The organism is Rhizobium aureum (assembly GCF_030182495.1).
GTDB classification, from domain to species: domain Bacteria; phylum Pseudomonadota; class Alphaproteobacteria; order Rhizobiales; family Rhizobiaceae; genus Rhizobium; species Rhizobium tropici_C.
In genome coordinates, this window is the sequence record NZ_JAQJCI010000003.1 from 1 (window position 1) to 22,949 (window position 22,949).

Consider the following 22,949-nt stretch of genomic DNA (forward strand, 5'->3'; position numbering starts at 1 on the left):
TGAGTGGCTATCGCGGTATTCTTCAAGTTGACGGGTATGGTGCCTACAACAAGCTCGCTCGATCTGACGGCGGCAATGACGGTATGGTATTGGCCGGCTGCTGGTCCCACAGCAGGCGCAAGTTCTACGAGCTCCACGCCTCGGAAAGCTCAAAGATCGCCACCGAGACGGTGGAGCTGATGGCAAAGCTCTGGCAGGTCGAAGAAACAGCCCGAGGGCAAAGCCCTGACGCCCGTGTCGACGCGCGTCAGCAGACATCCGCCGCTGTCGTTACCGAGCTCTTCGACCTTTGGCAGAAGACCCTGCCGCGGGTCTCTGGCAAATCGAAGCTCGCCGAGGCGATCCGCTATGCCACCTCGCGTCGCGTCATCTTCGAACGCTTCCTGACCGATGGCCGCATCGAGCTCGACTCCAACATCGTCGAGCGCGCGATCAGGCCCCAGACAATTACGAGAAAGAACAGCCTATTCGCCGGTAGCGACGGCGGTGGCACGACCTGGGCGACAATCGCCACGCTCCTGCAGACGGCCAGGATGAACAACGTCGATCCGCAAGCCTGGCTTACCCAGACACTCGAGCGCATAGCCAACGGGTGGCCCAGCAGCGAAATACACTCGCTCATGCCGTGGAACTACACGCCCTGAACGGCCTCGCCTTGGCGCTTACAGTTGTTGCCAGATTGGCCCGCAAATCTCAAATACCGGCCATCGAATTTTCCCTGCTTGGCAGAATTCGTCAACGGCTTCAGCTTTGTCCCCAAAGCCTAGAATTTCGCAAAACGATTGATCTTTGCTGCCTTATCCATCTCTTTGCGACGGAAATAGATCGCTCGTCCGCAGCGAATGGGACTGTGGCCTTGGACAAGGATGATTTGTTCGTCCTTGCGCATCGACTGAGTGATTTCGTGCGGCATGATCAGCGGTCGATGCTGGAGGCTGATGCTTTCGGATTTGCGGGCGCTGTTATTGGAATTGCTCCAGCCGACATTGTGTGAACGTCCCTGGACTTCAACGGTCATCTCTCCGCATTGGGCGGAGACATTGCGTGCTGTATCGAGCGCCTTGATCGCGGCGTAGGATGTGAAGGCGCAGCCTTCGATCCAGGAGGTCGCTCCATCTTTTCCGAAATGACGCTCGAGCTGGCCGACGGATTGGTACATCAGCATCAGTGTGATGCCATACTTGCGCCCGCGGTCGCGTGCTTCTTCAAGAATACGCATGTAACCCAGCAGATCGACCTCGTCGAGCATGAAGAGCGCCCGATGGCGGAAGTCGCCGTCGGCCCGGACCATGGCATTGATCAGCGAGCCGCTGATCACTCGGCCAATGCCGGGGTAGGAGCGCAGGATCGATGCAGGGATGTTGAGGAAGACATCCTTCTGTCCGGAAGCGATGTCGCTCGACTTGAATGCATTACCGCAGACGAGCGTAGCATAATTGTCGAGCGACAGCCATTGCGTATCCTTGGATGCGGTCGAATATACCCCGGAGAAGGTCTGCTCCGTCATATTGGTAAAGACACCGAGCGTTTCGCGGATAAAGGCGGACTCGGAATTTTCCTGGATGTCGCGCAGCATGGCAAGCACCGACGGTTCTGGCTCGGAAACGATCAAGCGCAGGCTACGCAAGTTGCGGCGGCCGGCATAATCGGGCGATAGCATCACGTGGGCCAGAAGCCCAGTTAGCAGATTGTGCGCCTGGTTCTGGAAATAGGAGCCTGTCGAGGTGTCGAAGCGTAGGCTTTCCGACAAAAGCATATGGGCGATACCAACGATGTCCTCTTCCTTGCGCGTCGATCTCTCGATTCCATCAAGAACGTTGAAGCCCATAATTGGATTGGTGGGATCGAGTACCATAACTTCGCGGCCGAGCGTATGGGCGCGATGCTCGAGAACCATCGGCGCGACCTCCGTCGATGGATCGAGACAGATCAGCGGCCCCCTGTAGCGTAGCGCCGTCGGGATGACATTGCTGGTCGTCTTGAAGCCGCCGGAGCCCGCGAAGAATAACATATGAGTGGAATCGAAATTCTGACCGAAGGTCATGAGTGGTGCCTTGCCACCTTGCCCCCAAGTCCCGTGATCGTTCGGATCAAAAGGTAACTTATGCACGCGATCACGGTCGACGCGGTAGCGCTCGCCGATGACGATCTCTCCGTCCGAGGGGAAGAGCTTAGCCAGTTCCGGCATGGACAGCCAATCGGCATCGCCGAAAATTCCGCGCTTGGCGCGCTTGATCGGATCGGAAACTGCAATCGAGAGGCGTCCGGAGAGTGCGACAATACCAAATCCAAGAATGGTCCCTGTAACCGCGAAGGCGTCGAGATAAGTGAGCGCCTCGCTCCATATGGCGACGCCATTCTCCACCCATGGAACTAGACGGGCATATTCCCGCAGGGTGTAAAAGCCGGTCACGCATAAAAAGCAAAGAAGGCTCGCAAAAGCGATCGGCGGACGGAGGTGCAGCGGCAATGCCAAAACCGTCAGAAGTGACGCGATGGGTCCGAGAAGGAGATTGGGAAGAGGACCTGCTCGCAAGAACCAATAGGCGATTCGGGTTGGCATGCCGATCGCTAAATCCTGCCACTTCCATCCAGTGATATAGAGTGTCAGGGTTGTCACTGCGATCGGCACTAAAATGAAAAGTGAGCTCGGATGTAGTCTGTCTTTCAGCGCCATGAAGAAGCCTTCTCGGGCGGTAGTGTTTCCGGTTCGTGATAAGGCACTTTGACTACTGTCCTTCTGGTCTGCCGACGATCTACTCACTGTGCCAGACCAGTTCGGGCGTCTGCGTGGTTTCGATCTTCTGGTTGATGGCCGCGCGGCGCGCGAGGCGCGCAACATCGCGACCATGGTGACGGAATTGATGCCGCTGGTTTGCGCCAAGGAACCGAGGGCGGCGAGGTTGCCGAGCCGGAATGGCACTAATCCAATTGCTAACTCCAGCGATATCTCTGGCCTAATGCTCCCTACCATGTGACGGCACGTGCGGCGGTTCAAGACCTGCAGGGAACCACTCGATTGCCTCATTGGAGATAGCCGCCAGTTTCGAAAAACTACCTTCCAGAAGCGTTCGAATTCCGTAGAAAATGACTAGGTCTCGGGCGAGAATGTGAACAAATAAACCATCGTTGGTTGGCCGTATGATGGCGCAACCGTCGCCAAAGTCTAGAAACCTGTCGGCTCCTTCGGTGACTGTAGATCGGCTACCACACCGAGTTTGCGAGCACGCCCTCTTAGCAAAAATATCCTTAGTGCTGACAATCGCGTGTCCTTCCTCGCATTCGAACCTTTTTCCTCGCCCTTTGAAGATTATTGAAGGGCATAGCTCGGCAGCGTGATGGCAAATCTGGTCAAGCCATATATCGGAATCGGGTAAGGTAACGTAGGTTTCGGCGAAATATTTCAGCATATCGATCTCGTCGGCCTCTAAGCTGGCGGTGCGGCTAACTTCTGGTGTCAGTCAGAATGACGCCGATTGGGTCGATCATGGATTTGTTCCTCGTTCGGCGAGCGCCTCGTTGATCGCATGTCCCAATTCTTCAATTTCCCGAATGCCGTGGCTGGCGGTAGGGCAGACCCGCAAACCGGCCTTGCCCTTTGCGACGGTGGGGAAGAAGATCGCGGAGGTATAGAAGCCTTTGTTGAGAATATGGGCCGCGGCACGAATGGACTGTCTTTCGTGGCCGAACTCTATGGTGCGGATTGGTAGCTTTGAGCCGGCTTGCTCGCTGGCAACCATCCTGTCGAAAAGAGCTAACCGATCCGCAAGTGCATCCTGGCGTAATTTGAGCTCATTAGTGCGGTGCAGCGCTTGAGACGCCATAGCAGCGCCGATTGCCGCTAAATTGAGCGACGCGGAAAAGGCGTAGGCGATCGAGAAGCGCCGGAACAATTCTTCCTGCCGAGGAGTACCGAGCATCAGCAAACCGCCCGATGCTCCAAAGCCTTTGCCGAGCGATGCGGCAACAATTGTACGCTCGCCTAGGGCTGCGCCGACCTGTGATCGTACAAAGCCCTCCCCAGACTTCCCGAACAAGGAAATGCCATGGGCATCGTCGATATAAAGAAACAGGCCATACCGATCCTGGAGTGCTAGGAGGTCTGCAATAGGAGCGCTGCCGCCCATGGAATAAACGCCATCGCACACATAGGCTACGCGATCATTGCGTCGACAAATATCCTCAAGTGCGTTCAGATCGTTATGAGCAATCGTTTCTACCGGTGTTTCATTGGCGACTACCGGCTTGTGAAACGCAAGCGTCGCATGCGCTAATCGGTCAAAAACGACCGTCGGTCTTTTATTATCAGTGAGATATCCGGAGGCGAGGAGCGGTAGAGCTCCCATATTGGCGGCGAGGACGGTCGTGTAGGTTATAACCCGTGCCGCAAATAAGTCGGAGAGAGCTTCTTCCAGTTCGCCTAACAGGCTGAAATTAAGCCTCGTTCTTGCGCAGGACCAATGGAGTGCCTTGCATCGCTGCACGGCCTCTATTGCGCCTTCGAGGATAAGCGGATGATTGTCGAGGCCCAAATAGGAGCAGCGAACGAAGTCAATCACTTTTCTCTTCTGACGCACAGTGGGCAACAGGACCGAACGATCCTTATCCGGGTCCGCGTAGAGCGCCATCACTCCCTCCTGTTCGGCCGCAGCAAGGTTTTGATCGGCAGAAACGATCACGCTGAGTGTATTGCGGTAGGATCGCGACACAGCCGTAGCGGTGGGCGAATGATGATCATCGCTCATGGGAGTATCCAAATTGTTGGTAGCGGAACAGCGACACAGCAGACAATGGACATCTGCTGCAGCACATCGCATCTCATTGGCGACGCGATGCTATTTTATTGCCGTGGAATGGGTCCGCGAACAACGATCGTTTCGGTAATATTGTCTGAAGGTTCTGTGACGCCAATATTTCGAAAACGAAAGGCTTGATAAACACAGCAGGCGGAATGTCACATTGATGCTCAACGGAGTTTCTCGGTGATCTCAGTTCTTACGAAGCCCGCTCTGCATTCTGACGCTCATCGAGCGCATAACCGGTGGCCCGCACCGTGCGGATAATATCGCGACCTAGCACGCGCCGCATGCCCCGCCGAAGGCGCCCGACATGAACGTCGACGGTGCGGGGCTCCACAAAGGTACCTTGCGGCCATGCAGCCTCGATGAGAGCGTCTCGGCTGAAGACGTAGCCTGGTTTTTGTAGAAAATGCTGAAGAAGGCGAAATTCGATTGGACTGAGTTGGACGTCCATGCCATCGCAATCCACGCGCATGCTATCGAGGTGCATCGTGATTTCCGCATAAATAAGCGTATTGCCGGAGGTTCTTTTCATGCAAGATTTCGCACTCTCGTCTGGCGATAAGTCTGACAGATAAGATAGAAAACGGTCTGGGTTGAAGGGGCGCATGAAAATCTCGCTTACGCCAGTTTTGAGCACTTCGAGATAAAGTTGCTGATTGCCTGCTCCCACGAAGACCGCGATCGGTGGTGTTTTGTCGGCCAGTGCCTCCTTGATCTGGCTAACAAGATCGCCAATACGGAAGGCGTCGCTATGATAGTCTATTATCAAGGCCACCAAATCATGGGATTTCACACCAGCGAGAGCTTCCTCCGCTCCTTCCACCAGTGAAGGTTCAAAACCTGTCATGTTGAGGATCTGGGCGAGCAGAAGGTAGAATTCGTAATCCTTGGAACAAATGAGGATGAGTGGCTTCATTGATAATAACCTTTCGATCAGTGGGCCGCAGCACGCGGACGATGAGAGGGGCAAAGATTCCGCATAACCTTTCGGTATTTTGACGCAACAAAAATACACCTACTAATTGCGATCTTGCCTGCTTTCGCTGAAAAGCGCTGTATTTTACCTGTCACAAATTCGCATTGCACGTAAAGAGAGAAAATGGTATTTGTTCAATCACAATTTTGTTGCATCAAAAAGGAGGCGCTTCGCAAACGAGTTCGTTCAGCTCGTCCAAGATTCAACGTTGGTGTATGTTGAGATAAAAATAGGAAGTGGCCATGGATCACACGGCATATGCGGCATCCGCGGTCGTGACTCACTTGTGAGAACAAAGTCCGGCCAACTTTCGTCCCGTGCCGGACATTCACGGGAGAGCTTCCTATGGCTTTTACGGATACATCAAAATATCGCGAGGCGCCGTCCTCGGATGATGACATCTCTATTTGGTCTGGCAGGGATCCGGCGGTCGCGGTCTTGGTCGCAAAGACGGCATATGGTGCCGATGCCACGCTTGCTGTGGCTTGGTGCGCCCTAGGCGCGAAGGTGGATGGACGTGCTACTGACGCCCAATTCTGGTTCGAGGTATTTTGCCTGCTACGTGCCGGCGAAACGCCGGCGACAGGCTTTTCGAGTGGCGCGGACTCTGTAAACGCAGAGGGAAAACTGCATTAGATTTCCTGTGGCCATAAATGGTCGGGCAGAACCGATATATCTTCATACCTCTCGGTAACGCCTCGCCGCTCGGATATCAGCTGGACGCTAAGCGGCGAGATTGCGGATAGAAGAAGTTTCCGAACATAGAGGAGCGGCATGGGATGGTGATCTAATAAATGCCGACTGACTTGATAAAGACGGCGACACAGCTGGCTGCGGTAAAGAAGGTTGATCAGCTTTAACTAAATCCCATTTGCCTCGACATTGGCGGGATTACATCTTACACATGCGGATACCTTGTGGGAGGCATTTGACTATGCAAACGCCGAATTGGCTATTTGACCGCCTGAAATGTGTTGAATGCGCTGGGTTGAATTTTACGGCTGGTGCCGATTTCATCCGGTGTAATAGTTGCGAAACGGACTTTCCTATTAGCAATAATGCAATATTGTTTCTGAAAAAGAGCGTGTTTGTCGATACTGCGGAAATCATATCGAAGCATTTGGATAATATAGATCCATCTGCGGTCGAGAAGGTATTTGCGACTGCATTAAGGTATTGTCTAAAGGATGCCACACTTCGTGGTGAGTTTAGTGGAATTCTAGAACGTTACTCGGGCGTGCTCGCGGCCGGTGAGGGTGTGCGCTCTGAAGTGCGACTGCCGCAATCTGGATCGAGGCTGAAAAAGCTCACTGACTATTTCAATCCGGTTTTTGAGGCGGGGCAGGATTCCCATCGCTCGATAAGGGTCCGCAATCAATCTGACGAGATTATCGAAACGGCAGGTCAAACTCCATTTCATTTGTCTTACTGGCTCCGCGCCACAGACGGGACTTTGATCGAAGGTGCCCGATCTCGCTTCCCTATTCCGTTACGCCCCGGTCACGACTTAACAGTACCACTGAGGATCGCGGTCCCGAGCCAGCCCGGGGAATACGAGATGGAAGTCAAATTGGTTCAGGAGTTTGTTGCTTGGGAAGAGCAGGCTCTTGTTTCCAAGAGGATAACCGTAAAGGAGCCTGGCTCGTCGCGAGCTGGTCTAGTAACCCCACCACATAATGGATATTATGATTTTCAGGAGGACATTCGACGCAGCGGCAAGGTCTTCAGTGACGCAGTTAATATGGCCTTCGAACATTTGCGGGACGAAGGTCGCAGTGTGGAAATCCTAGAGGTGGCTTGCGGACATGAGCCGATAAGTTTGCGCTATTATCGTCCCAATACACATGTCGTGGCCTGCGATCTTGCGTTTCCACAGGTGCAGCTTGGCGCGTTGATGTTCGAGAAGATCAACAAAATAGCATTCGAAAATAGTGTATTTATCGCCGCAGATATGTTCGATCTTCCACTTAGGCCTAGGAGCTTTGATGTTATTGTCATCAGTGCCGCCTTGCATCATTTTGCAGACATTGTTGAAGCGCTTGAGATTATGTCCGGCTTGTTGAGGCCCGGGGGGGCAATAGTTCTTCTGCGCGAGCCCGCTAAATATTCGCCTGATGATCCGACTTACATAAGCGAATTAATGAATGGATTTAATGAGCAACAGTTTGAGATTGCTGAATACGATGTAATGTTTGACAGAAGTGACCTTAAACTAGTTTATGAACAGCTCGACTTCGAATGCTCTTATAAGGCTATTCTGCAACATTTGTGTTTGGGAACGCCTACCGAATAGGAATGTTTTCTCAATTGATCATTTTGTGATACCAACGCAACGCGAAAAATGCCTCGGAAACGCCCCCTGCGCGCAACAGAAGGCCGGCTTTAAGGGATCGCCACCTATCAGGTCCGACGTGGTGAGGTGAGAGTAACCACCGCAGGCATCCGCTTGGATTGTCCCGTTGAACCCGTCAAGGATTTCAAGGGCATACTCGCCTCCCTGCGCATTTCGGGTCATCACGCGCCGTCCCAAAATATGCGTGCCGTGCCTGCACCGACGGCACTACCTAAGCGCCGGCACCGGCTCGATTGATCCAAGCCGGGTTGCCGACAGAAGCGACGTCGTGCATATGCTGGTGTCCAAGTAAGCCGGCCACTGCCGCTGTACCGGCGTGCCCAGATCATGAGCCGACAGGGTATCGATCTCGGCCGTTCGACACCCGCCGATTGCGTGGGTCCCGACATTCAGCTCGCCTATTATTGGGTGCATGCACGGGTAAGCGGTACGCATCCGGGGAAGACCGCCTTGCTGAGAAGTGAGCGGAATTTGATGATCTTTCTATATGGACGTCAATATAGCCAGTGTGAGAAGCGTGGATTTGCCGATAGAGAAACGGCCGCAAGTGAGCCGTATGGAGATTGTGGATAGCGGGCGGCGTCGCCGTTTCAGCAACGAGGCGAAGCTTGCGATCGTTGCGGAGAGTTATTCCGCCCCGCGTCACGGCAACAGCTCGCCGACATGGGATCACACGCTTTCAGTTGAACGATTGGCGTAAAGCAGCTCGCGAGGGACGGCTGGGCAATGGCCGAGGGAGTGAAGGGTTTATTCCTGCACTGTTGGTTCCGGAGCCAGCCAAGCCGGTTGTTGCGCCGACCAATTCTTCGACGGCACAAAGTGGGCTTATGGAGGTTGTCAGCGCCAATGGTCGCCGTGTGATCGTGGGACGCGATGTCGACGTTGAAGCGCTGCTTCGTATCCTGCGCGGACTGGAGGCACTGCGGTGAATCCGTTTCCGATGGGAACAGGGGCCAAGGTCTGGCTTTCGACGGGGCATACGGAGATGCGCGCCTGCCGGTTGAGCGGCATATGTTCGGAGTGCTTGGAGGACGGCAATCTAAGCCATCCGGACCGCCGAGATGATCCTTGTCAGGTGATCCGGTTCGGCATCTCCGATCACACGTACCACCACGTCGCGTACAACGATTTCCACCGGTGGACGTGCAACCGCGTCGACCTGTGCAAACCGCACCTGCACATGAACTGACTTCGAGAGCGGAGCAATCGATCCCGAGGCGACCGCTTTGCGACGCCGGTTGTAAAGCTGGAAAGGATCTAGCTCCTCACCACGGGCAATCGCTGATAGATTCGCTCCCGGCAGCATGGTCCCGGCAACCAGACGAGCCTTCTCTTCGTCCGGCCAGTGTCTTGGTTTGCGTCGCGTCTGGACTGATTTAGCCGTCAAAACCTCAAAAGCCCCGGGGTCTGATTCACAATGCCGCTCATAGGATTCTCCGCATGTCTCATGGCGAAATGAGCGATCTCGCTCCATCGCTACGTGGAAAGGCCTGTCCGCTTGTGAAAGATAGCGACACGCGACCGGCGGTAAGAAGGTCGGTCAGCGAACGCCCGCAGCGCTCAAAGCTTTTTCCGCAGCTTTTCGATATGCTCCTCACAAATCGCTTTTACCAGCTGCTGCAGCGCGTCCGTACGTTCGCCAAGCCAGACGAGCGCTTCTTCGGTGATCTTGAAATGCTCGGAATAGCGGGCTTTCACGTAGGCTTGGTTGATGATGTTGAACCAGGCAGTATAGCGTTGCCGATCTTGTGGCCAGATCTCTACAAGTCGCTGATCGCGGCCCTCGGCAAGCGTCTTCAGGTGGTTGAGGTTGTGCGAGGCTGGGCTGTAGCTGGTCAGTGTCAACAACAACGTGGAGTAGGTGCGCTCGATGGCTTGGTGAAGTAGGAACGCACCTTCTTTGAGCATGCCGCCGTCAATGGCCATTCTCGAGAGATGGAGAAAATTCGACGCACCCGGGCCCCAGTTTTCAAAATGCTCCTGGGCGGCGCGATACTCGTCTGCTGGAGTGAGCGGCTTCGGTTCAGCGAGTTCTTCGTCATCGAGTTCATAAAGAACGATGCCGTCGCGACGGATCTCGCTAAAGAAATATTTGCCCAGCTTCAATGCAGTGTTGACTTCGCGGAGCGAATGCACGTTGAGGCTGACTGGCGGCTTGACGATACGGGGAAAACGGTCGGCCGCCTTGCGCCAGTATGAACCGAAGTCGGTCAGCTTGCGATTGTTGACGATCACCAGCAGATCGTAGTCGGACTTATAGCCTTTGCCGGTATGCTCTTCATCGACCCAATCGCCACGAGCATAGGAGCCAAAAAGAATGATCTTGAGGATACGCCCCCTCTTCTTGAAATCGGCCGTACCTTCCTTCAGCGCATCCTCGAATTCCTCATGCACGATCTCGACAATTCGCGACAATTCCAGTCGTTTGCGTTCCGGCAGATGATCGAGGCTGAACTTCATGGAGAGCAGAACCCTTTCTGATGATTCCAGTTCTAGGTACGATCCGTTTACAATGCCAGTCCGATATTGATTCTACGCCAGCCGGATAACGTAGCGGAAGAGATCTTTCAACCTTCGATCGAATTCTCGTTTCGAGGGTCTCTGTTCAATGGCTTGCTCTGTGTAGGTCAGGTACGCTTCGAATGTTCTCTTTATGTTCTTATATAGCAAATGAGAAGTCAAGTTTGACTTCTGAGCATGAAGGTGGTGGTTCATCTTTAAATGCCGCACCTAAAGACCAAATAGCTTGCGGACGTTGTCTCCTCAAAGACTGCAGGCGCTTATGTGTTTGCGAAATGTCCGTTCACCGGAGTCTTTTGGGCATCCAGCCGTGAATTGTCTCGACGCTTTTGCAGGCCGAGGCATTTGGCGTGGGATTCAACACTAGGACCGCAGGCGCGGTCACTGCGGTCGAGGCTATCATCAGCGAAATTCCAATCTTCCACCTCATTAGCCAAGAGAGGCCCGCCCAGCTTCGAGCGTTACTGCTCGCAGGCGGACCTCCTGCGGAGATGTATTGGGGTGCGTGGGCGTCAAGCGTTCATTCAATGAACGATCGCTGAACACTCATCTTCTAAAGGTCGTGGCACCGTATGATCATGCACTATGTTTTCACGTCGCCATCCTGCTTTAGCGAACCCAGTTGTTCCATCGCTCCAGTAACTCCGCGGCATGATCGTTGATCCATTTGGCATCTGGAATGACGATACTGTCGCGCACGTCTTCGGCGCTCGGCATCTGGTCGCGAACTGCTTGCGGCATCATCATAATCGCCGCGCTGCTAGGTGGCGTGCACAATAATGCCTCGCACACCTTGGCCTGGATATCCGGGGAATCCAACCAGAAGGCGATGAGTTTCAGAGCATTGTCGCGATTGGGCGCCCCTTTAATAACCGTCAGACGATCGCCTACCAGAAACGCAGCCTTGTTCGACCAGGCGATTGAACGGCCTTCCGCCTTAAGCGCGCTTGCCCTCGTTAGCCAGATTTGTCCGATGCTGTAATCGCTCTCACGGAACCCCTGGACGCTCTGATCCCCGGTTTTCCACCAGAGCGCGATGGACGGCCGCAATGCGTCAAGCTTCTTGAGGGCGCGATCGACGTCGAGCGGAAACAGGTTCTCGCGCTTGACCCCATCTGCCAAGAGGGCAGCCGCCATGACTCGCCACGGATCGTCGAAATTCGGAAACGAGCGTCCGCCCGGGAACTTTGAAGTGTCCCACATGTCCGCCCAGGTGACCGGCTGGTTGCCTTTGAAGGCTTGCGGATCGTAGGCCATCAATGTGGCTGTCGAAAACAGCCGCACGCCGGCCGGGATGCAGGCATCGGGAACGAGATCCTGACGGTCCCTAAACTGGGTGCAAAAACTGTCAAGCGGTTCGGAAATCGCGAGATGATCCTTTGAGCTTACCTGGATTTCTCCATCCGGATAGAGATCCCAGCTGACATTGCCGGTTTTCACCATCGCGGTCGCCTTGGCGCGCATCTCCGCGTTGGTTGCCGCTACCGAAACGACCTGGATACCAGTCTTAGCGGTGAACGGCTCGAACCACCATTTGCGTAACGCCGCATCATAGGCGCCGCCGGTCGTGGCGATCACGACCTGCTCACTGGCAAGTGCTGGATTGGGAGTTTCTCCCAGAAGAATGGCTGCGCAAAACATAGCAATGCCGCTCAGCCGGATGGCTGCTTTTATTGTCATCAATTTTTCCCTCTTGTTGTCCCGCCTACAGCGGTGTTTTGCCGCTATTGCTGCTCCCGGCGGCTGTTCAGGAGATGTATGGAGCCCATCAAAAGCAGCGAAACGGCAACAATGATGACCGAGACGGCGGCAATGACAGGCGTCAGGTTGAAATCGATGTCCTCGAACATTTTCCTGCTGATCGTCTTCCCGCCGGTATCAGAGATGAAGAATGCCACCGTCGCTTCGTCGAAGGAGGTCAGGAAAGCAAAGACCGCGGCCGTTGCCACGGCCGGCGCGAGATTGGGAAGTGTCACGGCAAAGAAGGCTCTCAGCCGCCCCGCTCCGCAGCTCAAGGCCGCCAGTTCCAGCAACGGGTCCATTCTCTCCAACGCTGCGGAAACGATGATAACGACAAAAGGTACCGCTAGCACCGAATGGGCAAGGACGAATCCGGTCAGATTTCCTGTCATTTGTAAAGGTGAGAAGACCAGATAGAGCGCCACGCCGAAGACGATTGCCGGCACGATCATCGGCCCGAGGCAGAGGGCCTGCAGCAGTGCCTTGCCCGGTAGATTACCACGTACGAGAGCAACCGCTGCCATCGTCCCGATGGTCGTCGCTACCACTGTGGTTACTGCGGCGATCTGTAGGCTGAAAATGGTCGAGCGCAGCCAGTCGGGATCGGACAAATACGCTTTGAACCAGCGCAGGGTCAGCCCCTGCGGCGGGAACGTGATATAGGAGGCGTTGCTGAGTGCCAGTGGTATCACCAGCAGCGTCGGAAGGACGAGAAAGAACAGCACCGCCGCAATCATCAGATTGGATGCGTGTCGTGCCACTCGTGACCAGATCGGGCGAAACCGCCGGGCGTCGGATGACGATGTTGTCAATCGCTGCGTCAAGGGTTGAGATTCAATGGACACTGTTCAAACCTTTGCTGAAAGAGAGCGCGCGGCGAAAGAGCAGCACCAGCAGTAATGTCGTGCTGAGCAGGATGACTGACAGGGCGGCCGCAAACGGCCAATCCAGAAGGACGATTGTCTGCTGGCCGATGAGGGTTGCCATCATCAGCGCGCCGGGTCCACCGACTAGGGCGGGGGTGATGTAGAAGCCGATGGCGAGAATGAAGCAGATCACACAGCCGGCGAAGACGCCGGATAGGCTAAGTGGAAAGGTCACGCGCCAAAAGGCGGCGATCCGGCTGGCACCGAGATTTCGTGCCGCCTGCTCATACGCGCTCGGCACAGAACGCAGGGCAGAATGGATCGGCAGGATCATGAAGGGCATCAGCACATGCGTCATCGCGAGAATGACAGCGCCCTCCGTATAGAGCATTTTCAGCGGTGTCGAGATAACACCGAGCTGGATCAGCCCGTCGTTGATGATGCCGTTGCGCCCTAGCAGCACGATCCAGGCATAGGAGCGGACAAGCACCGAGGTCCATAGCGGAATGAATAAGCATGCCGTTCCGAGCTTTACCAACTTGCCGCGCATGCGCGCGATTGCATAGGCGGTCGGATAACCGATTGCAAAACAGGCAACGGTTACGATCGCCGCGATGCGGAAGGTTCTAAGTAGGACCTGAATATAAAGTGGACTGTCGAAGACACGCTGGTAGGGGGCAAGCGGAGCTTCTCCGGAAAGGCTGATGCCGATAAGTCTGGCCACCGGGTAGACGAAGCCTCCCGCCAAGAGGAGGAGCAGCGGCAGGATCAGCAAGATGGCCAATAGTGGCGAATAATGTTGGACCGACCCTGTGAGGATCCCGCGGCGGAAAGTGCCGGTCGATTGTCTCGCGAAGGATGACGCCATGATTAGACCCCCGCTTTTGCAAACAGCCGTAAGGCGTTCGCCTCTGGGATAACGTCAACCAAGTCTCCCTGATGAAGGCCTGCCGCCACATGCCCAACGGGCATCTGGATCTGGAGCAAACGGTCATCGCTGTTCCGGGTTCGCACGAAGAAGAGGAAAAACGAACCGGCGAAAACGGTTGCGTCTATGGTGCCCGTCAGAATGGCGCCGCGGTCGCGACCATGCGGCGCTAACGACAACCGTTCGGGGCGAACCGCGATATTGACAGCTTGGCGAGAGGCAAATGGACTGGCTCCGTCTTCGGCAGCCGCCGTAGCAACGACGTTGCCCCCTTTTGGCCGTACCATGTGCTTCCCGTTATCTTGACCGAGATATTCGCCGTCGAGAAAGTTCATGCGACCAATGAAGTCTCCGACAAAGGCCGAGACAGGCGAACGGTAGAGATCGAGCGGCGATCCCACCTGAGCCAACCGGCCTTCTGCCACCACCGCAACGCGATCAGACATGGTGAGTGCTTCCTCCTGATCATGCGTCACATAGACGACGGTTGCCCCAAGCCGTTGCTGCAAGCTCTTGATTTCCAATTGCAACGCCTCGCGCAGTTTCTTGTCGAGGGCCCCAAGTGGTTCGTCCATAAGGAGAACGGGCGGCTCGAAGACGATTGCCCGAGCGACGGCGACGCGTTGCTGCTGACCCCCAGAGAGTTGATGGGGATATCGATCGCCATAGCCGTCGAGATGTACCTGCGCCAGTACCGCCTCCACCTTGCGGCTGATGAGATCTTTGTCCATTCGGCGCATGCGCAACGGAAAAGCGATGTTGGCTGCCACCGTCAGATGCGGAAAAAGGGCATAGCGCTGGAACACCATACCGATGTTGCGCCTATTTGGCGCCATATAGGTAACGTCGCGACGGCCGATCATTATCTGGCCGTTGCTCGGGCTCTCAAAGCCAGCGATCATCGTGAGTAGCGTCGTCTTGCCGGAGCCCGAAGGACCAAGGATCGACAGGAATTCACCTGCCCGAATGGCCAGTGAAATGCCATCCACAGCAAGCGATGTGTCATATCGTTTTTCAAGCGCTTGCAGCGTAAGTGCTTCACCAATCAAAGTTCCTCTCCTTATTGTTGTCGTTGTGAAACGTGTTCGTTTGCGACGGCGTCGCGAGTTGTTCACCGATCGCTTGGCTTCTGATCCGGCTCCCGCGTCGAACTTTGGGAAGACGGAAATTTGCGAAAGTGCTATGACTTTAATGTCACATAATGTTTGCAAGCACGTCGCTTTTCATTTTTGTTGCAACAAAATGAACATTTGTCAAAGGAAATTAGAGGAATTTTCAATGGAAAACGTATCGGAAGACGAAGGATACCATCAGCATCAGCCCAATCGATTGGGCGAAATGGCATATCACAACATGAAGGAACGACTGATCCGAGGCGCTTTTTCCCCCGGAGATAAGCTCACAATTCGTGCGGTTTCGGAAATGCTGGATGTCAGCACGACGCCCGCTCGTGACGCCATTAACCGCCTCGTGATCGATGGTGCGCTCATTTATTCTGGCCCGAAAACCGTTATCGTTCCCCACTTAAGATTGTCGGATCTCCAGGAGATTACGCAGATGCGTCTGGCCCTAGAGGGGCTTGCGGCGGCGCTGTCCGTCAAGGCCGCAAGCGAGGCAACGATCGATGAACTTGAGCAACTTCAGGCGAAAATTGACGCCGCATTGGATGAAAAGCGTTATTTTGACACCCTTTGGCATAATAAGGAGTTCCATTTCGCGATCTATCGTCTCAGCGGAATGCCCTATCTTTTACAGGTGATCGAGACTCTGTGGCTGCGGGTTGGTGCGTCATTTAATGGCCTCTACCCGGAATTTTCCGAGACGCGCTACGGTGCTCGCAATCACCGTAACGCGATAGAGGCGCTTGTTGAAAAGGATGCCGATGCTGCACGCGCAGCCATCGAGAGCGACATTCGTGATGGATTTCGTCAGATGAAAAAAATGAGCGCAGACCGCGATCAAAGGAATCTCTCTCGTCGCTGAATAATTATGTTGCACTTTCCTTCTCTCCGTGTTTTTTTGTTGCAACAAAAATGTGAACGGGATGCGAACGCGCATCTCTGCATGGAGAGGGCAAGGCATGCTTCATCAGGATTTTCCATCATTTCGACGGGCAGCACTCAGATCGCGATCGCAATATTTCTTCGAGCGAGGGCAGATCGTATTTCCCGATGGAACCACGCGCGCCACCGTCGAACGTGATCCTCTGCCGACGTATATTTCCCGCGGTGAGGGTGCTTATCTGGTCGATGTCGACGGCAATCGGCTCCTCGACCTCAATAACAATTTCACAACGCTGATCCATGGTCACGGTTACCTACCCGTTGCCGACGCAATCGCAGATCTCCTGCAGAAAGGAACCTGCTTTTCCAATCCAACGGAGCACGAGTTGGGATTGGCGGAATTGCTCGTACAGCGCATTCCCGCGATCGAGCAGATTCGCTTCGTCAACAGCGGCACCGAGGCTGTCATGTTCGCTATCAAGGCAGCTCGCGCCTTTACCGGGCGGTCGCGCATTGCCCGCGTCGAAGGAGCCTATCACGGTGCCTATGATTGGGCCGAGGTAAGCCAAGGCGCGTCGCCTGCATCCTGGGGACCCGCGGACGCCCCCACATCCACGACCTCTTATGCCGGCGCGCCGGAAAGCATTGCCGAAGAGGTCGATGTGATCCGCTTCAATGATGTCGAAGGCCTGGAACGGAGGCTGGCCGTGTCTGGTGGCGATCTTGCCTGCATCCTGATGGATCCCATGCCGAGCAGGGCAGGTTTGCTCGCCCCTGAGCCAGCCTTCATCGAAGCCATCTCCAATCTTGCGCGGCAATATGGCGTTCTCGTCATAGCCGACGAAGTGCTGAATCTGCGTCAGGGATATCGTGGTGCATCGGCGCGTTTCGGGCTCGTGCCGGATCTTATTGCTGCCGGGAAGATTATCGGCGGGGGCTTTCCAGTCGGCGCAGTTGGTGGTCGCAAGGAGGTGATGGCGGTGTTCGCAAGCTCGGGCGCAAGGCCAGCGGTGCCACAGGGCGGCACTTTTTCGGCCAACCCGGTTTCAATGGTCGCAGGAAGGGTGGCCATGGAGGCACTGACTTCGGCAAGCTTCGAGCGTCTTGATGAAATGGGTACGCGTGTGCGCGACGGCCTCTCTGCCGCGATCGCGCGTCATGACGCGCCATTTATCGTCACCGGTTCGGCTTCGCTTTTTCGTATTCACCCCAAGCGGCAGGTGCCCCGTGACTATCGGCAGGCCTTCCCGACACCGGAACAGAACAGTTGGATGACCAATCTGACAAGCCATTTCCGTCAGCTCGATATCCTCCTGCCCTTTGGGGCCGCCGCCTGCCTGTCCACGGCAATGACGAACACGGATCTTGATTTGATCGTCGATGTCTTCGGCGATTTCCTCGAAACCTACGAAGCCGATTTTGCTGGAGCAAACGCATGACCACGAAGTCCTTGGAAACTGTCGCTGAATGCCTGGCTCGTTCGCTGGTGCGCCATGACGTCACTCATATATTTGCCCAGAGCCTACCATCAGCGCTCATCCTGGCTGCCGAAGCGGCAGGCATTCGCCAGGTCGCTTACCGACAGGAGAATATGGGCGGCGCCATGGCCGATGGCTATGCGCGACGATCCGGAAAGATCGGCGTGGTGGCCGCCCAGAATGGTCCGGCTGCCACGCTGCTGGTGCCGCCCATGGCCGAAGCGCTGAAAGCGAGCGTTCCGATCGTAGCACTTGTGCAGGAAGTCGAGCGCGATCAGATGGATCGGAACGCGTTCCAGGAGCTTGACCATATCGCGCTCTTCCAATCCTGCACGAAATGGGTGCGCAGGGTCATGGTCCCGGAGCGAATAGAGGACTATGTTGATGCCGCCTTCACTGCTGCTGCCTCCGGTCGACCCGGGCCGGTTGCGTTGCTGTTGCCTGCCGATCTGCTGCGTTCGGAGCTTGGTGTCAAAACGCCATCGCGATCTCTGAATCTTGGCCATTGGCCGCTTGACCGGTCATCCCCTGATCGCGCGACTTTGCAAAGGGCAGCGGAGTTGATCGCGAATGCCCACAATCCCGTAGTAGTCGCGGGTGGCGGCGTCCTCGGCAGCGATGCCTGCCATGAACTGGCCATGTTGCAGGATCTGGCTGTACTCCCAATTTTGACCACCAACATGGGCAAGGGTGCAGTTAATGAATATCACTCGCTTTCGGCCGGCGTCTTAGGATCACTCGTGGGTCCGCGGTCACTCGGGCGCCATACGGCAGCTCTGGTCGGTGACGCAGACCTTGTCATTCTGGTTGGAACGCGAACCAATCAGAATGGCACGGATAGTTGGCGGCAAATTCCTGCTGGCGCTCAGGTGATCCACATCGATGTCGACCCTCAGGAAATCGGCCGCAATTATCAAGCGCTACGCCTGGTCGGGGATGCGCGTGAGACACTCAGAGAACTTGTTCATGCCCTCAACGCGCAAGATCTATCCCAACGTCGGGACCAACGGGCCGCTGTTACCAGCCGCGTAGCCGAGTGCTGGCGGCAGTTCGATGAGGATCGGCATCACCTCGTGCATGCTACTGCGTCGCCGATTCGCCCGGAACGTATCATGGCAGAACTGCAGGCGTCATTGACACCGCAGACGACTGTCGTTGCGGATGCAAGCTATTCATCGATGTGGGTCGTCGGCCAATTGCGATCGCTTGCTTCAGGAATGCGGTTCCTGACGCCGCGCGGTCTTGCGGGGCTGGGGTGGGGTCTGCCTCTGGCTCTTGGTGCAAAGGCAGCTAGACCCGAGCACCCGGTGGTCGCCATCGTTGGCGACGGCGGGTTCGCCCATAGCTGGGCGGAGATGGAAACCATGGTTCGCTCCGATCTTCCCATAACCATCATCCTTCTCAACAACGGTATCCTCGGTTTCCAGCGGGATGCCGAGACAGTAAAGTTCGGGCGCTTCACATCGGCGTGCCATTTCGCGCCTGTCGATCATATGCAGATCGCTCAAGCCTGCGGATGCCCGGCAGTGCGCGTTGAGGATCCAGCCGAGCTCACGGCTCATCTACGGGGTGGACTGACAGGCAAGGGGCCGCTGTTTATTGAGGTCATGACAGATCCAGAGGCTCATCCGGCTTTGTCCTTATTTGCCGGCTTGGATGAGGCGGCATGATGCCAGAGCCGTCTCGCATCGCCGTCGTGACAGGAGGGACGAGCGGTATCGGATTGGCGACGGCGCGAAAACTACTGGCGGCGGGGCATTGCGTCGCCGTCTTCAGTCACAGCGCTAAAACTGTCACTGATGCAACTGCCGTGCTGTCCGCGGAATTCGGATCTGGACGCGTCTTGGGCCGAGTTGTCGATCTGTCGGATCCTGTGGCTGTTACCAATTTCTTCGAAGAGCTTTCATCCACCTGGGGAGATGCCGAAATTCTCGTCTGCAACGCCGGCATATCGCCCAAAGGCTTAGCTGGTCCTCGGCGGTTCGAGGAAATCGGGCTGGAGGAATGGAACGAAGTGCTGGCCGTGAATCTGACCGGCACCATGTTATGTTGTCAGGCGGTCGTCAGGGGAATGCGACAGGCGGGATTCGGACGCATCATTTTGATTGGATCGCTCGCTGGGCGCACACGTCCTCGCATTGCCGGTGGCGCTTACGCCGCCAGCAAAGCAGCGCTGGCCGGCCTTATGCGCGCGCTTGTCGGATCGTGCGGTCCTTTCGGCATAACCGTTAATCTCGTGGCGCCGGGCAGGATCTTGACACCCTTGACTGGCGATCCCAATACGCCGGCCAATCAGGACGCGGTTGCACGCATTCCTTCTGCCAGATTGGGAATTCCGGAGGACATTGCCGCCGCCGTTGCCTTTCTGGCGTCGGAAGAAGCGGGCTTCGTTAATGGTGCTATCCTCGATATCAACGGGGGCGAATATGCGCCAGCCTAGAGCCGTCACGCGGCCCGGGGCGTTCAACTTCAAGCGCTCCGATGCGACTGTGAAGCTCGACGTGGCGGCCCACAACGAAGTCATTATCTGGACCTCCGATGCAGAGCTGTTCTTGCCGTTTAGCTATATTCTGAAGACGGAGGGCTTTATGCCCTCTTTGGCTTGCAGCGCCAACGATGTTTTGGCTTCCTGCACGAAGCGCTTGCCGTGCGCGGTCCTTTTCGATTGCGCCCACGAAACCCAAGATGCCGTTTCCATATGTGGCGAAATCAGGCGATCCACCACACATGACAAGGAAGGCCGCCTGATTGCGCTCTTGCGAAGCCAAGCGCAACCGCTTCATCTTGCCTTGCTGCAAGCCGGTGTTGATGATTGCCTGTTCAGGCCGCTTTCACCGGAGAAGTTGCTGACATCTCTCAGGCAGGCGGCGGGACAGGCCATGGAAACGGCCAACTCAAAAAGGGTTGCGTCGCTGGCTTTTGCCGACTTGGAAGTCGACGTCGACAGTCGCCGAATACTTTGCAACGGTTGCGACTTTGCGCTGCCACCCATCGAGTTCAATATTCTACGTCATCTGATGAAGAGGGAGGGACAGCTCTGCAGCCGTTCCGAACTGATTGCTTCGGCTTGGCCGGCTTCCGCCGAAGTCACGCCGCGAACCGTAGACGTTCACATTGGCCGCTTGCGCAAGGCGCTGGGAGTGTTGCCCGGATGTAGTGCTGCCATTCGCACCGTCCATGCAGCTGGCTATGTGTTCAAACCCCGGGGCTTGCGAAAGACTGGGTCAAGCACATCAGCGTAGTCGCTTTGCTTGGACGGATCTGGATTTTTATTGATTCTTTTAATTCAGTTTGATTCGGCCACTGAGATGCTCAATTACCGCGCCTGAAAGCTCCGTAGCTTCTCGAAAATCTCCGGCGCAATCTCAAACTGACGGGCCTTACCGCGCCCCATGGAATTCTTCACGAACGTCTCGGTCAGGATGCCACGTTTCACCAGCGGCTCGATTGTCTCCGTCACGCCCATGCGTGTGAGCTTCGTAATTTCGACTATATTTGATATAGTTAGTGCTTGGTGAGCTTGGTTCATGATGTAAAGAACACTCATCATGCCGACCTGTTTCAGCCGGGATTGCGGTGTCTCGTCCTCCTGCGGATTATCCATGATCTCATGCAGGATGAAGGCGGCAAACGAAAGACTGTGCCACTGCGTGGTTAGGGTACTTGTCATCTTTTTAACTGCATTATATAAGTCACTATAAATTACGAAAGACGCCCGATTCGTCGCCGGACCGATCGTCAGATATCGCCACATCGAAGGATCATGCTGATGAAACGCCTTCTGGTTGGAACAATCTTCGCCATTGCCGGCTGCATGCCTTTATATCTCATTTCCGAGCGGCATGCGCGCGCCGATGATTGGGGATGCCAGGTTATCCTGTGCCTTTCCAATCCGGGTGGGCCCACACAATATGTCGCCTGCCGTCCCCCGATCAACAAGCTCTGGCAGGAGCTTGCCAAGGGGCATTCCTTTCCCGCCTGCAGCGGTGTCGGCTTCCGGGCATCGCGTCCTCGTTACGAGCCCTATTTCTGCAGTGATAATTATCGCCTGACGACACGCTATGGCGAGCGCGGCCAACAGGAGACCTGCGTTTCGCGAACCCTTTCCGAGGTTGACGGCGGCTATTGCGCCTCCGGTCGTGATGGCGGCGCCAGAGACGATGGGTTGGTGATATCGGCGCGCTGGCAGCGGGATGGCCGGCACGTACAGTGCATGGGCTATCCGACGGCAAGGCCGAATGTGCGATCCGAGCCCCATTATGTCGATGTAACCATCGATGGTGTTGGAAGCCAACGGGTTTGGTACTGACCATGGCCGTCTCCTTTACCGATCTTGCCAAGACCTGTGCGCCGGCGATTGCGATCGAAACGCTTGCGGCGGTTGTCAGTCTCGAAAGCCAGTTCCAGCCTTTTGATATTCGTGTGGGCGGGAGTTCATCTCTTCATGAACAGCCGAAGAGCAAGGCCGAGGCGATCGAAACCGCAACGGCGCTGATGGCGGAGCATAAGGATGTCCAGCTAGGGCTTGGCGGCATTGGCATCGCCGAATTGCGCAAATTTGATCTCAGCATCGCGGATGCTTTCGACCCATGCCTCAACCTCAAGGCAACGGCCACATTGCTCGATGGTTATTATCGTCTGGCAGTGCGCGCGGGCGCCGCGCCGCAGCAGGCTGAGCGCGTGATGCTGCAATCCTACTACGGGCGCTCCGATCCTTCGGTCGGAAAGATGGCCCAGTATGACGATCAGGTCCAAAGCGAGGCCAAACGGCTTTCGAAGACGCTGTTCGCCATAGCGATAGGGCAGAGCATGGGGCGGCCGACAGTTCCCGAATACCAGACCAGTGATCCGTCCTTGAACCGTGAGGAAGGGCCTTTGCCCGAACGGTCGGCGAAACCACCGTCTTGGGATGTCTTCCACGCAGCGCGGCAATCATCTGCGCTGGTCTTCCAAAATGATCAACCGGAGCAGTCTGAATGATGTCGAGGATCAATATTCGTGCATTTGGCGTCACCGTTGCGGTGGCAACGGTCCTTTCGATCGCCATGATCGAGCCAGCCTTCGCGCAGAGCGCCGGCGGGATCGAGACGGTTCTGCAGAATATCGTCACCTTGCTCACGGGCAACGTTGCCAAACTCCTGGCAACGATCGCCGTCATCATCGTCGGCATCGCCTGGATGTTTGGTTACCTCGACCTTCGCAAGGCAGCCTATGTCGTGCTCGGCATCGGCATTCTCTTTGGCGCCTCTCAGATCGTCAGCACGATTTCCGGGGGCTGAAATC

21 protein-coding genes and 2 pseudogenes are annotated in these 22,949 nt (G+C 55.7%); 12 read left to right on the top strand and 11 right to left on the bottom strand.

What is annotated here, in order from left to right; translation table 11 throughout:
* Positions 1–644, top strand: a 644-nt coding sequence (gene tnpC / locus PH552_RS08845) for an IS66 family transposase (protein WP_285165848.1), incomplete at its 5' end; no start/stop codon positions are given.
* Positions 645–763: 119 nt separating this feature from the next.
* Here tnpC and traG read toward each other — a convergent pair.
* The 4 genes from traG to PH552_RS08860 form a co-directional block, all read right to left on the bottom strand.
* Positions 764–2,677, bottom strand: coding sequence for a Ti-type conjugative transfer system protein TraG (traG, locus tag PH552_RS08850; RefSeq protein WP_285165849.1), 1,914 nt, complete (start codon positions 2,675–2,677; stop codon positions 764–766).
* A 280-nt stretch (positions 2,678–2,957) separates the two neighbouring features.
* Complete coding sequence (gene rctB / locus PH552_RS33830; protein ID WP_483315486.1) at positions 2,958–3,410, bottom strand: SMa0974 family conjugal transfer regulator; 453 nt, start codon at positions 3,408–3,410, stop codon at positions 2,958–2,960.
* A gap of 75 nt (positions 3,411–3,485) precedes the next feature.
* Entirely contained in the window at positions 3,486–4,745 is a 1,260-nt protein-coding gene (locus PH552_RS08855; RefSeq protein WP_285165850.1) for an 8-amino-7-oxononanoate synthase family protein, read from the bottom strand.
* 250 nt (positions 4,746–4,995) lie between these two features.
* Complete coding sequence (locus PH552_RS08860) at positions 4,996–5,718, bottom strand: winged helix-turn-helix transcriptional regulator (protein WP_285165851.1); 723 nt, start codon at positions 5,716–5,718, stop codon at positions 4,996–4,998.
* A gap of 994 nt (positions 5,719–6,712) precedes the next feature.
* On the opposite strand from PH552_RS08860, the gene PH552_RS08865 reads away from it, so the two are divergent.
* The 3 genes and pseudogenes from PH552_RS08865 (at position 6,713) to tnpA (ending at position 9,060) form a co-directional block, all read left to right on the top strand.
* Entirely contained in the window at positions 6,713–8,071 is a 1,359-nt protein-coding gene (locus PH552_RS08865; RefSeq protein WP_285165852.1) for a class I SAM-dependent methyltransferase, read from the top strand.
* Positions 8,072–8,273: 202 nt separating this feature from the next.
* Positions 8,274–8,512 (top strand): annotated as a pseudogene (locus PH552_RS08870) (IS66 family transposase); the annotation flags it as partial.
* Positions 8,513–8,618: 106 nt separating this feature from the next.
* Positions 8,619–9,060 (top strand): annotated as a pseudogene (gene tnpA, locus PH552_RS08875) (IS66-like element accessory protein TnpA).
* A 110-nt stretch (positions 9,061–9,170) separates the two neighbouring features.
* Here tnpA and PH552_RS33745 read toward each other — a convergent pair.
* The 6 genes from PH552_RS33745 to PH552_RS08905 form a co-directional block, all read right to left on the bottom strand.
* Positions 9,171–9,605 carry a transposase gene (locus tag PH552_RS33745; RefSeq protein ID WP_350223712.1) on the bottom strand — a complete coding sequence of 145 codons (435 nt, stop codon included), beginning with the start codon at positions 9,603–9,605 and terminating at the stop codon, positions 9,171–9,173.
* Positions 9,606–9,691: 86 nt separating this feature from the next.
* Positions 9,692–10,591 (bottom strand): HEPN domain-containing protein, encoded by a 900-nt coding sequence (locus PH552_RS08885; protein WP_285165855.1) that lies wholly within the window; start codon positions 10,589–10,591, stop codon positions 9,692–9,694.
* Positions 10,592–11,260: 669 nt separating this feature from the next.
* Positions 11,261–12,331 (bottom strand): extracellular solute-binding protein, encoded by a 1,071-nt coding sequence (locus PH552_RS08890; RefSeq protein ID WP_483315487.1) that lies wholly within the window; start codon positions 12,329–12,331, stop codon positions 11,261–11,263.
* A 44-nt stretch (positions 12,332–12,375) separates the two neighbouring features.
* Positions 12,376–13,128 carry an ABC transporter permease gene (locus PH552_RS08895; RefSeq protein ID WP_285165930.1) on the bottom strand — a complete coding sequence of 251 codons (753 nt, stop codon included), beginning with the start codon at positions 13,126–13,128 and terminating at the stop codon, positions 12,376–12,378.
* Between the two features lie 97 nt (positions 13,129–13,225).
* Complete coding sequence (locus tag PH552_RS08900) at positions 13,226–14,125, bottom strand: ABC transporter permease (RefSeq protein ID WP_285165856.1); 900 nt, start codon at positions 14,123–14,125, stop codon at positions 13,226–13,228.
* Between the two features lie 2 nt (positions 14,126–14,127).
* Positions 14,128–15,234, bottom strand: coding sequence for an ABC transporter ATP-binding protein (locus PH552_RS08905; protein WP_285165857.1), 1,107 nt, complete (start codon positions 15,232–15,234; stop codon positions 14,128–14,130).
* Positions 15,235–15,463: 229 nt separating this feature from the next.
* Between PH552_RS08905 and PH552_RS08910 the strand changes: the two genes are divergently transcribed.
* The 5 genes from PH552_RS08910 to PH552_RS08930 all read left to right on the top strand — a co-directional run bounded on the left by PH552_RS08910 (position 15,464) and on the right by PH552_RS08930 (position 20,908).
* On the top strand, positions 15,464–16,168 hold the full coding sequence (locus tag PH552_RS08910; RefSeq protein WP_112341660.1) for a GntR family transcriptional regulator: 705 nt from the start codon (positions 15,464–15,466) through the stop codon (positions 16,166–16,168).
* A gap of 97 nt (positions 16,169–16,265) precedes the next feature.
* Positions 16,266–17,627, top strand: a complete 1,362-nt coding sequence (locus PH552_RS08915; protein ID WP_285165858.1) for an aspartate aminotransferase family protein — start codon at positions 16,266–16,268, stop codon at positions 17,625–17,627.
* Entirely contained in the window at positions 17,624–19,336 is a 1,713-nt protein-coding gene (locus tag PH552_RS08920) for an acetolactate synthase catalytic subunit (RefSeq protein ID WP_285165860.1), read from the top strand. Before PH552_RS08915 ends, PH552_RS08920 begins: the two co-directional genes overlap by 4 nt.
* The gene (gene fabG, locus PH552_RS08925; RefSeq protein ID WP_285165861.1) at positions 19,333–20,106 is read left to right on the top strand and encodes a 3-oxoacyl-ACP reductase FabG; all 774 of its coding nucleotides are present in this window, start codon (positions 19,333–19,335) and stop codon (positions 20,104–20,106) included. Before PH552_RS08920 ends, fabG begins: the two co-directional genes overlap by 4 nt.
* Positions 20,093–20,908: a winged helix-turn-helix transcriptional regulator gene (locus PH552_RS08930; RefSeq protein WP_285165862.1), complete on the top strand. Its 816-nt coding sequence runs from the start codon at positions 20,093–20,095 to the stop codon at positions 20,906–20,908. The genes fabG and PH552_RS08930 overlap by 14 nt, the downstream gene beginning before the upstream one ends.
* Before the next feature lie 74 nt (positions 20,909–20,982).
* Here the strand turns inward: PH552_RS08930 and PH552_RS08935 are convergent, their stop codons facing one another.
* Entirely contained in the window at positions 20,983–21,336 is a 354-nt protein-coding gene (locus PH552_RS08935; protein ID WP_095436095.1) for a helix-turn-helix domain-containing protein, read from the bottom strand.
* 99 nt (positions 21,337–21,435) lie between these two features.
* Between PH552_RS08935 and PH552_RS08940 the strand changes: the two genes are divergently transcribed.
* Genes PH552_RS08940 through PH552_RS08950 form a run of 3 tightly spaced genes read left to right on the top strand, consistent with a single transcriptional unit; the run spans position 21,436 to position 22,945 of the window.
* Positions 21,436–21,975, top strand: a complete 540-nt coding sequence (locus tag PH552_RS08940) for a hypothetical protein (protein ID WP_285165864.1) — start codon at positions 21,436–21,438, stop codon at positions 21,973–21,975.
* 2 nt (positions 21,976–21,977) lie between these two features.
* Positions 21,978–22,646, top strand: coding sequence for a lytic transglycosylase domain-containing protein (locus tag PH552_RS08945; protein WP_285165931.1), 669 nt, complete (start codon positions 21,978–21,980; stop codon positions 22,644–22,646).
* Positions 22,643–22,945 (top strand): TrbC/VirB2 family type IV secretion system protein, encoded by a 303-nt coding sequence (locus tag PH552_RS08950; RefSeq protein ID WP_113251520.1) that lies wholly within the window; start codon positions 22,643–22,645, stop codon positions 22,943–22,945. Before PH552_RS08945 ends, PH552_RS08950 begins: the two co-directional genes overlap by 4 nt.
* Positions 22,946–22,949: the final 4 nt, after the last annotated feature.

Excerpts from the sequence above, each read along its gene's own strand:
- PH552_RS08885 (WP_285165855.1), bottom strand. The coding sequence starts at position 10,591 with ATGAAGTTCAGCCTCGATCATCTGCCGGAACGCAAACGACTGGAATTG.
- PH552_RS08855 (WP_285165850.1), bottom strand. The coding sequence starts at position 4,745 with ATGAGCGATGATCATCATTCGCCCACCGCTACGGCTGTGTCGCGATCC.
- PH552_RS08940 (WP_285165864.1), top strand. The coding sequence starts at position 21,436 with ATGAAACGCCTTCTGGTTGGAACAATCTTCGCCATTGCCGGCTGCATG.
- PH552_RS08860 (WP_285165851.1), bottom strand. The coding sequence starts at position 5,718 with ATGAAGCCACTCATCCTCATTTGTTCCAAGGATTACGAATTCTACCTT.
- PH552_RS08865 (WP_285165852.1), top strand. The coding sequence starts at position 6,713 with ATGCAAACGCCGAATTGGCTATTTGACCGCCTGAAATGTGTTGAATGC.
- PH552_RS08950 (WP_113251520.1), top strand. The coding sequence starts at position 22,643 with ATGATGTCGAGGATCAATATTCGTGCATTTGGCGTCACCGTTGCGGTG.
- PH552_RS08945 (WP_285165931.1), top strand. The coding sequence starts at position 21,978 with ATGGCCGTCTCCTTTACCGATCTTGCCAAGACCTGTGCGCCGGCGATT.
- PH552_RS08915 (WP_285165858.1), top strand. The coding sequence starts at position 16,266 with ATGCTTCATCAGGATTTTCCATCATTTCGACGGGCAGCACTCAGATCG.
- fabG (WP_285165861.1), top strand. The coding sequence starts at position 19,333 with ATGATGCCAGAGCCGTCTCGCATCGCCGTCGTGACAGGAGGGACGAGC.
- PH552_RS08935 (WP_095436095.1), bottom strand. The coding sequence starts at position 21,336 with ATGACAAGTACCCTAACCACGCAGTGGCACAGTCTTTCGTTTGCCGCC.
- rctB (WP_483315486.1), bottom strand. The coding sequence starts at position 3,410 with ATGCTGAAATATTTCGCCGAAACCTACGTTACCTTACCCGATTCCGAT.
- PH552_RS08900 (WP_285165856.1), bottom strand. The coding sequence starts at position 14,125 with ATGGCGTCATCCTTCGCGAGACAATCGACCGGCACTTTCCGCCGCGGG.
- PH552_RS08910 (WP_112341660.1), top strand. The coding sequence starts at position 15,464 with ATGGAAAACGTATCGGAAGACGAAGGATACCATCAGCATCAGCCCAAT.
- traG (WP_285165849.1), bottom strand. The coding sequence starts at position 2,677 with ATGGCGCTGAAAGACAGACTACATCCGAGCTCACTTTTCATTTTAGTG.
- PH552_RS08930 (WP_285165862.1), top strand. The coding sequence starts at position 20,093 with ATGCGCCAGCCTAGAGCCGTCACGCGGCCCGGGGCGTTCAACTTCAAG.
- PH552_RS08920 (WP_285165860.1), top strand. The coding sequence starts at position 17,624 with ATGACCACGAAGTCCTTGGAAACTGTCGCTGAATGCCTGGCTCGTTCG.
- PH552_RS08890 (WP_483315487.1), bottom strand. The coding sequence starts at position 12,331 with ATGACAATAAAAGCAGCCATCCGGCTGAGCGGCATTGCTATGTTTTGC.
- PH552_RS33745 (WP_350223712.1), bottom strand. The coding sequence starts at position 9,605 with ATGGAGCGAGATCGCTCATTTCGCCATGAGACATGCGGAGAATCCTAT.
- PH552_RS08895 (WP_285165930.1), bottom strand. The coding sequence starts at position 13,128 with ATGATTGCGGCGGTGCTGTTCTTTCTCGTCCTTCCGACGCTGCTGGTG.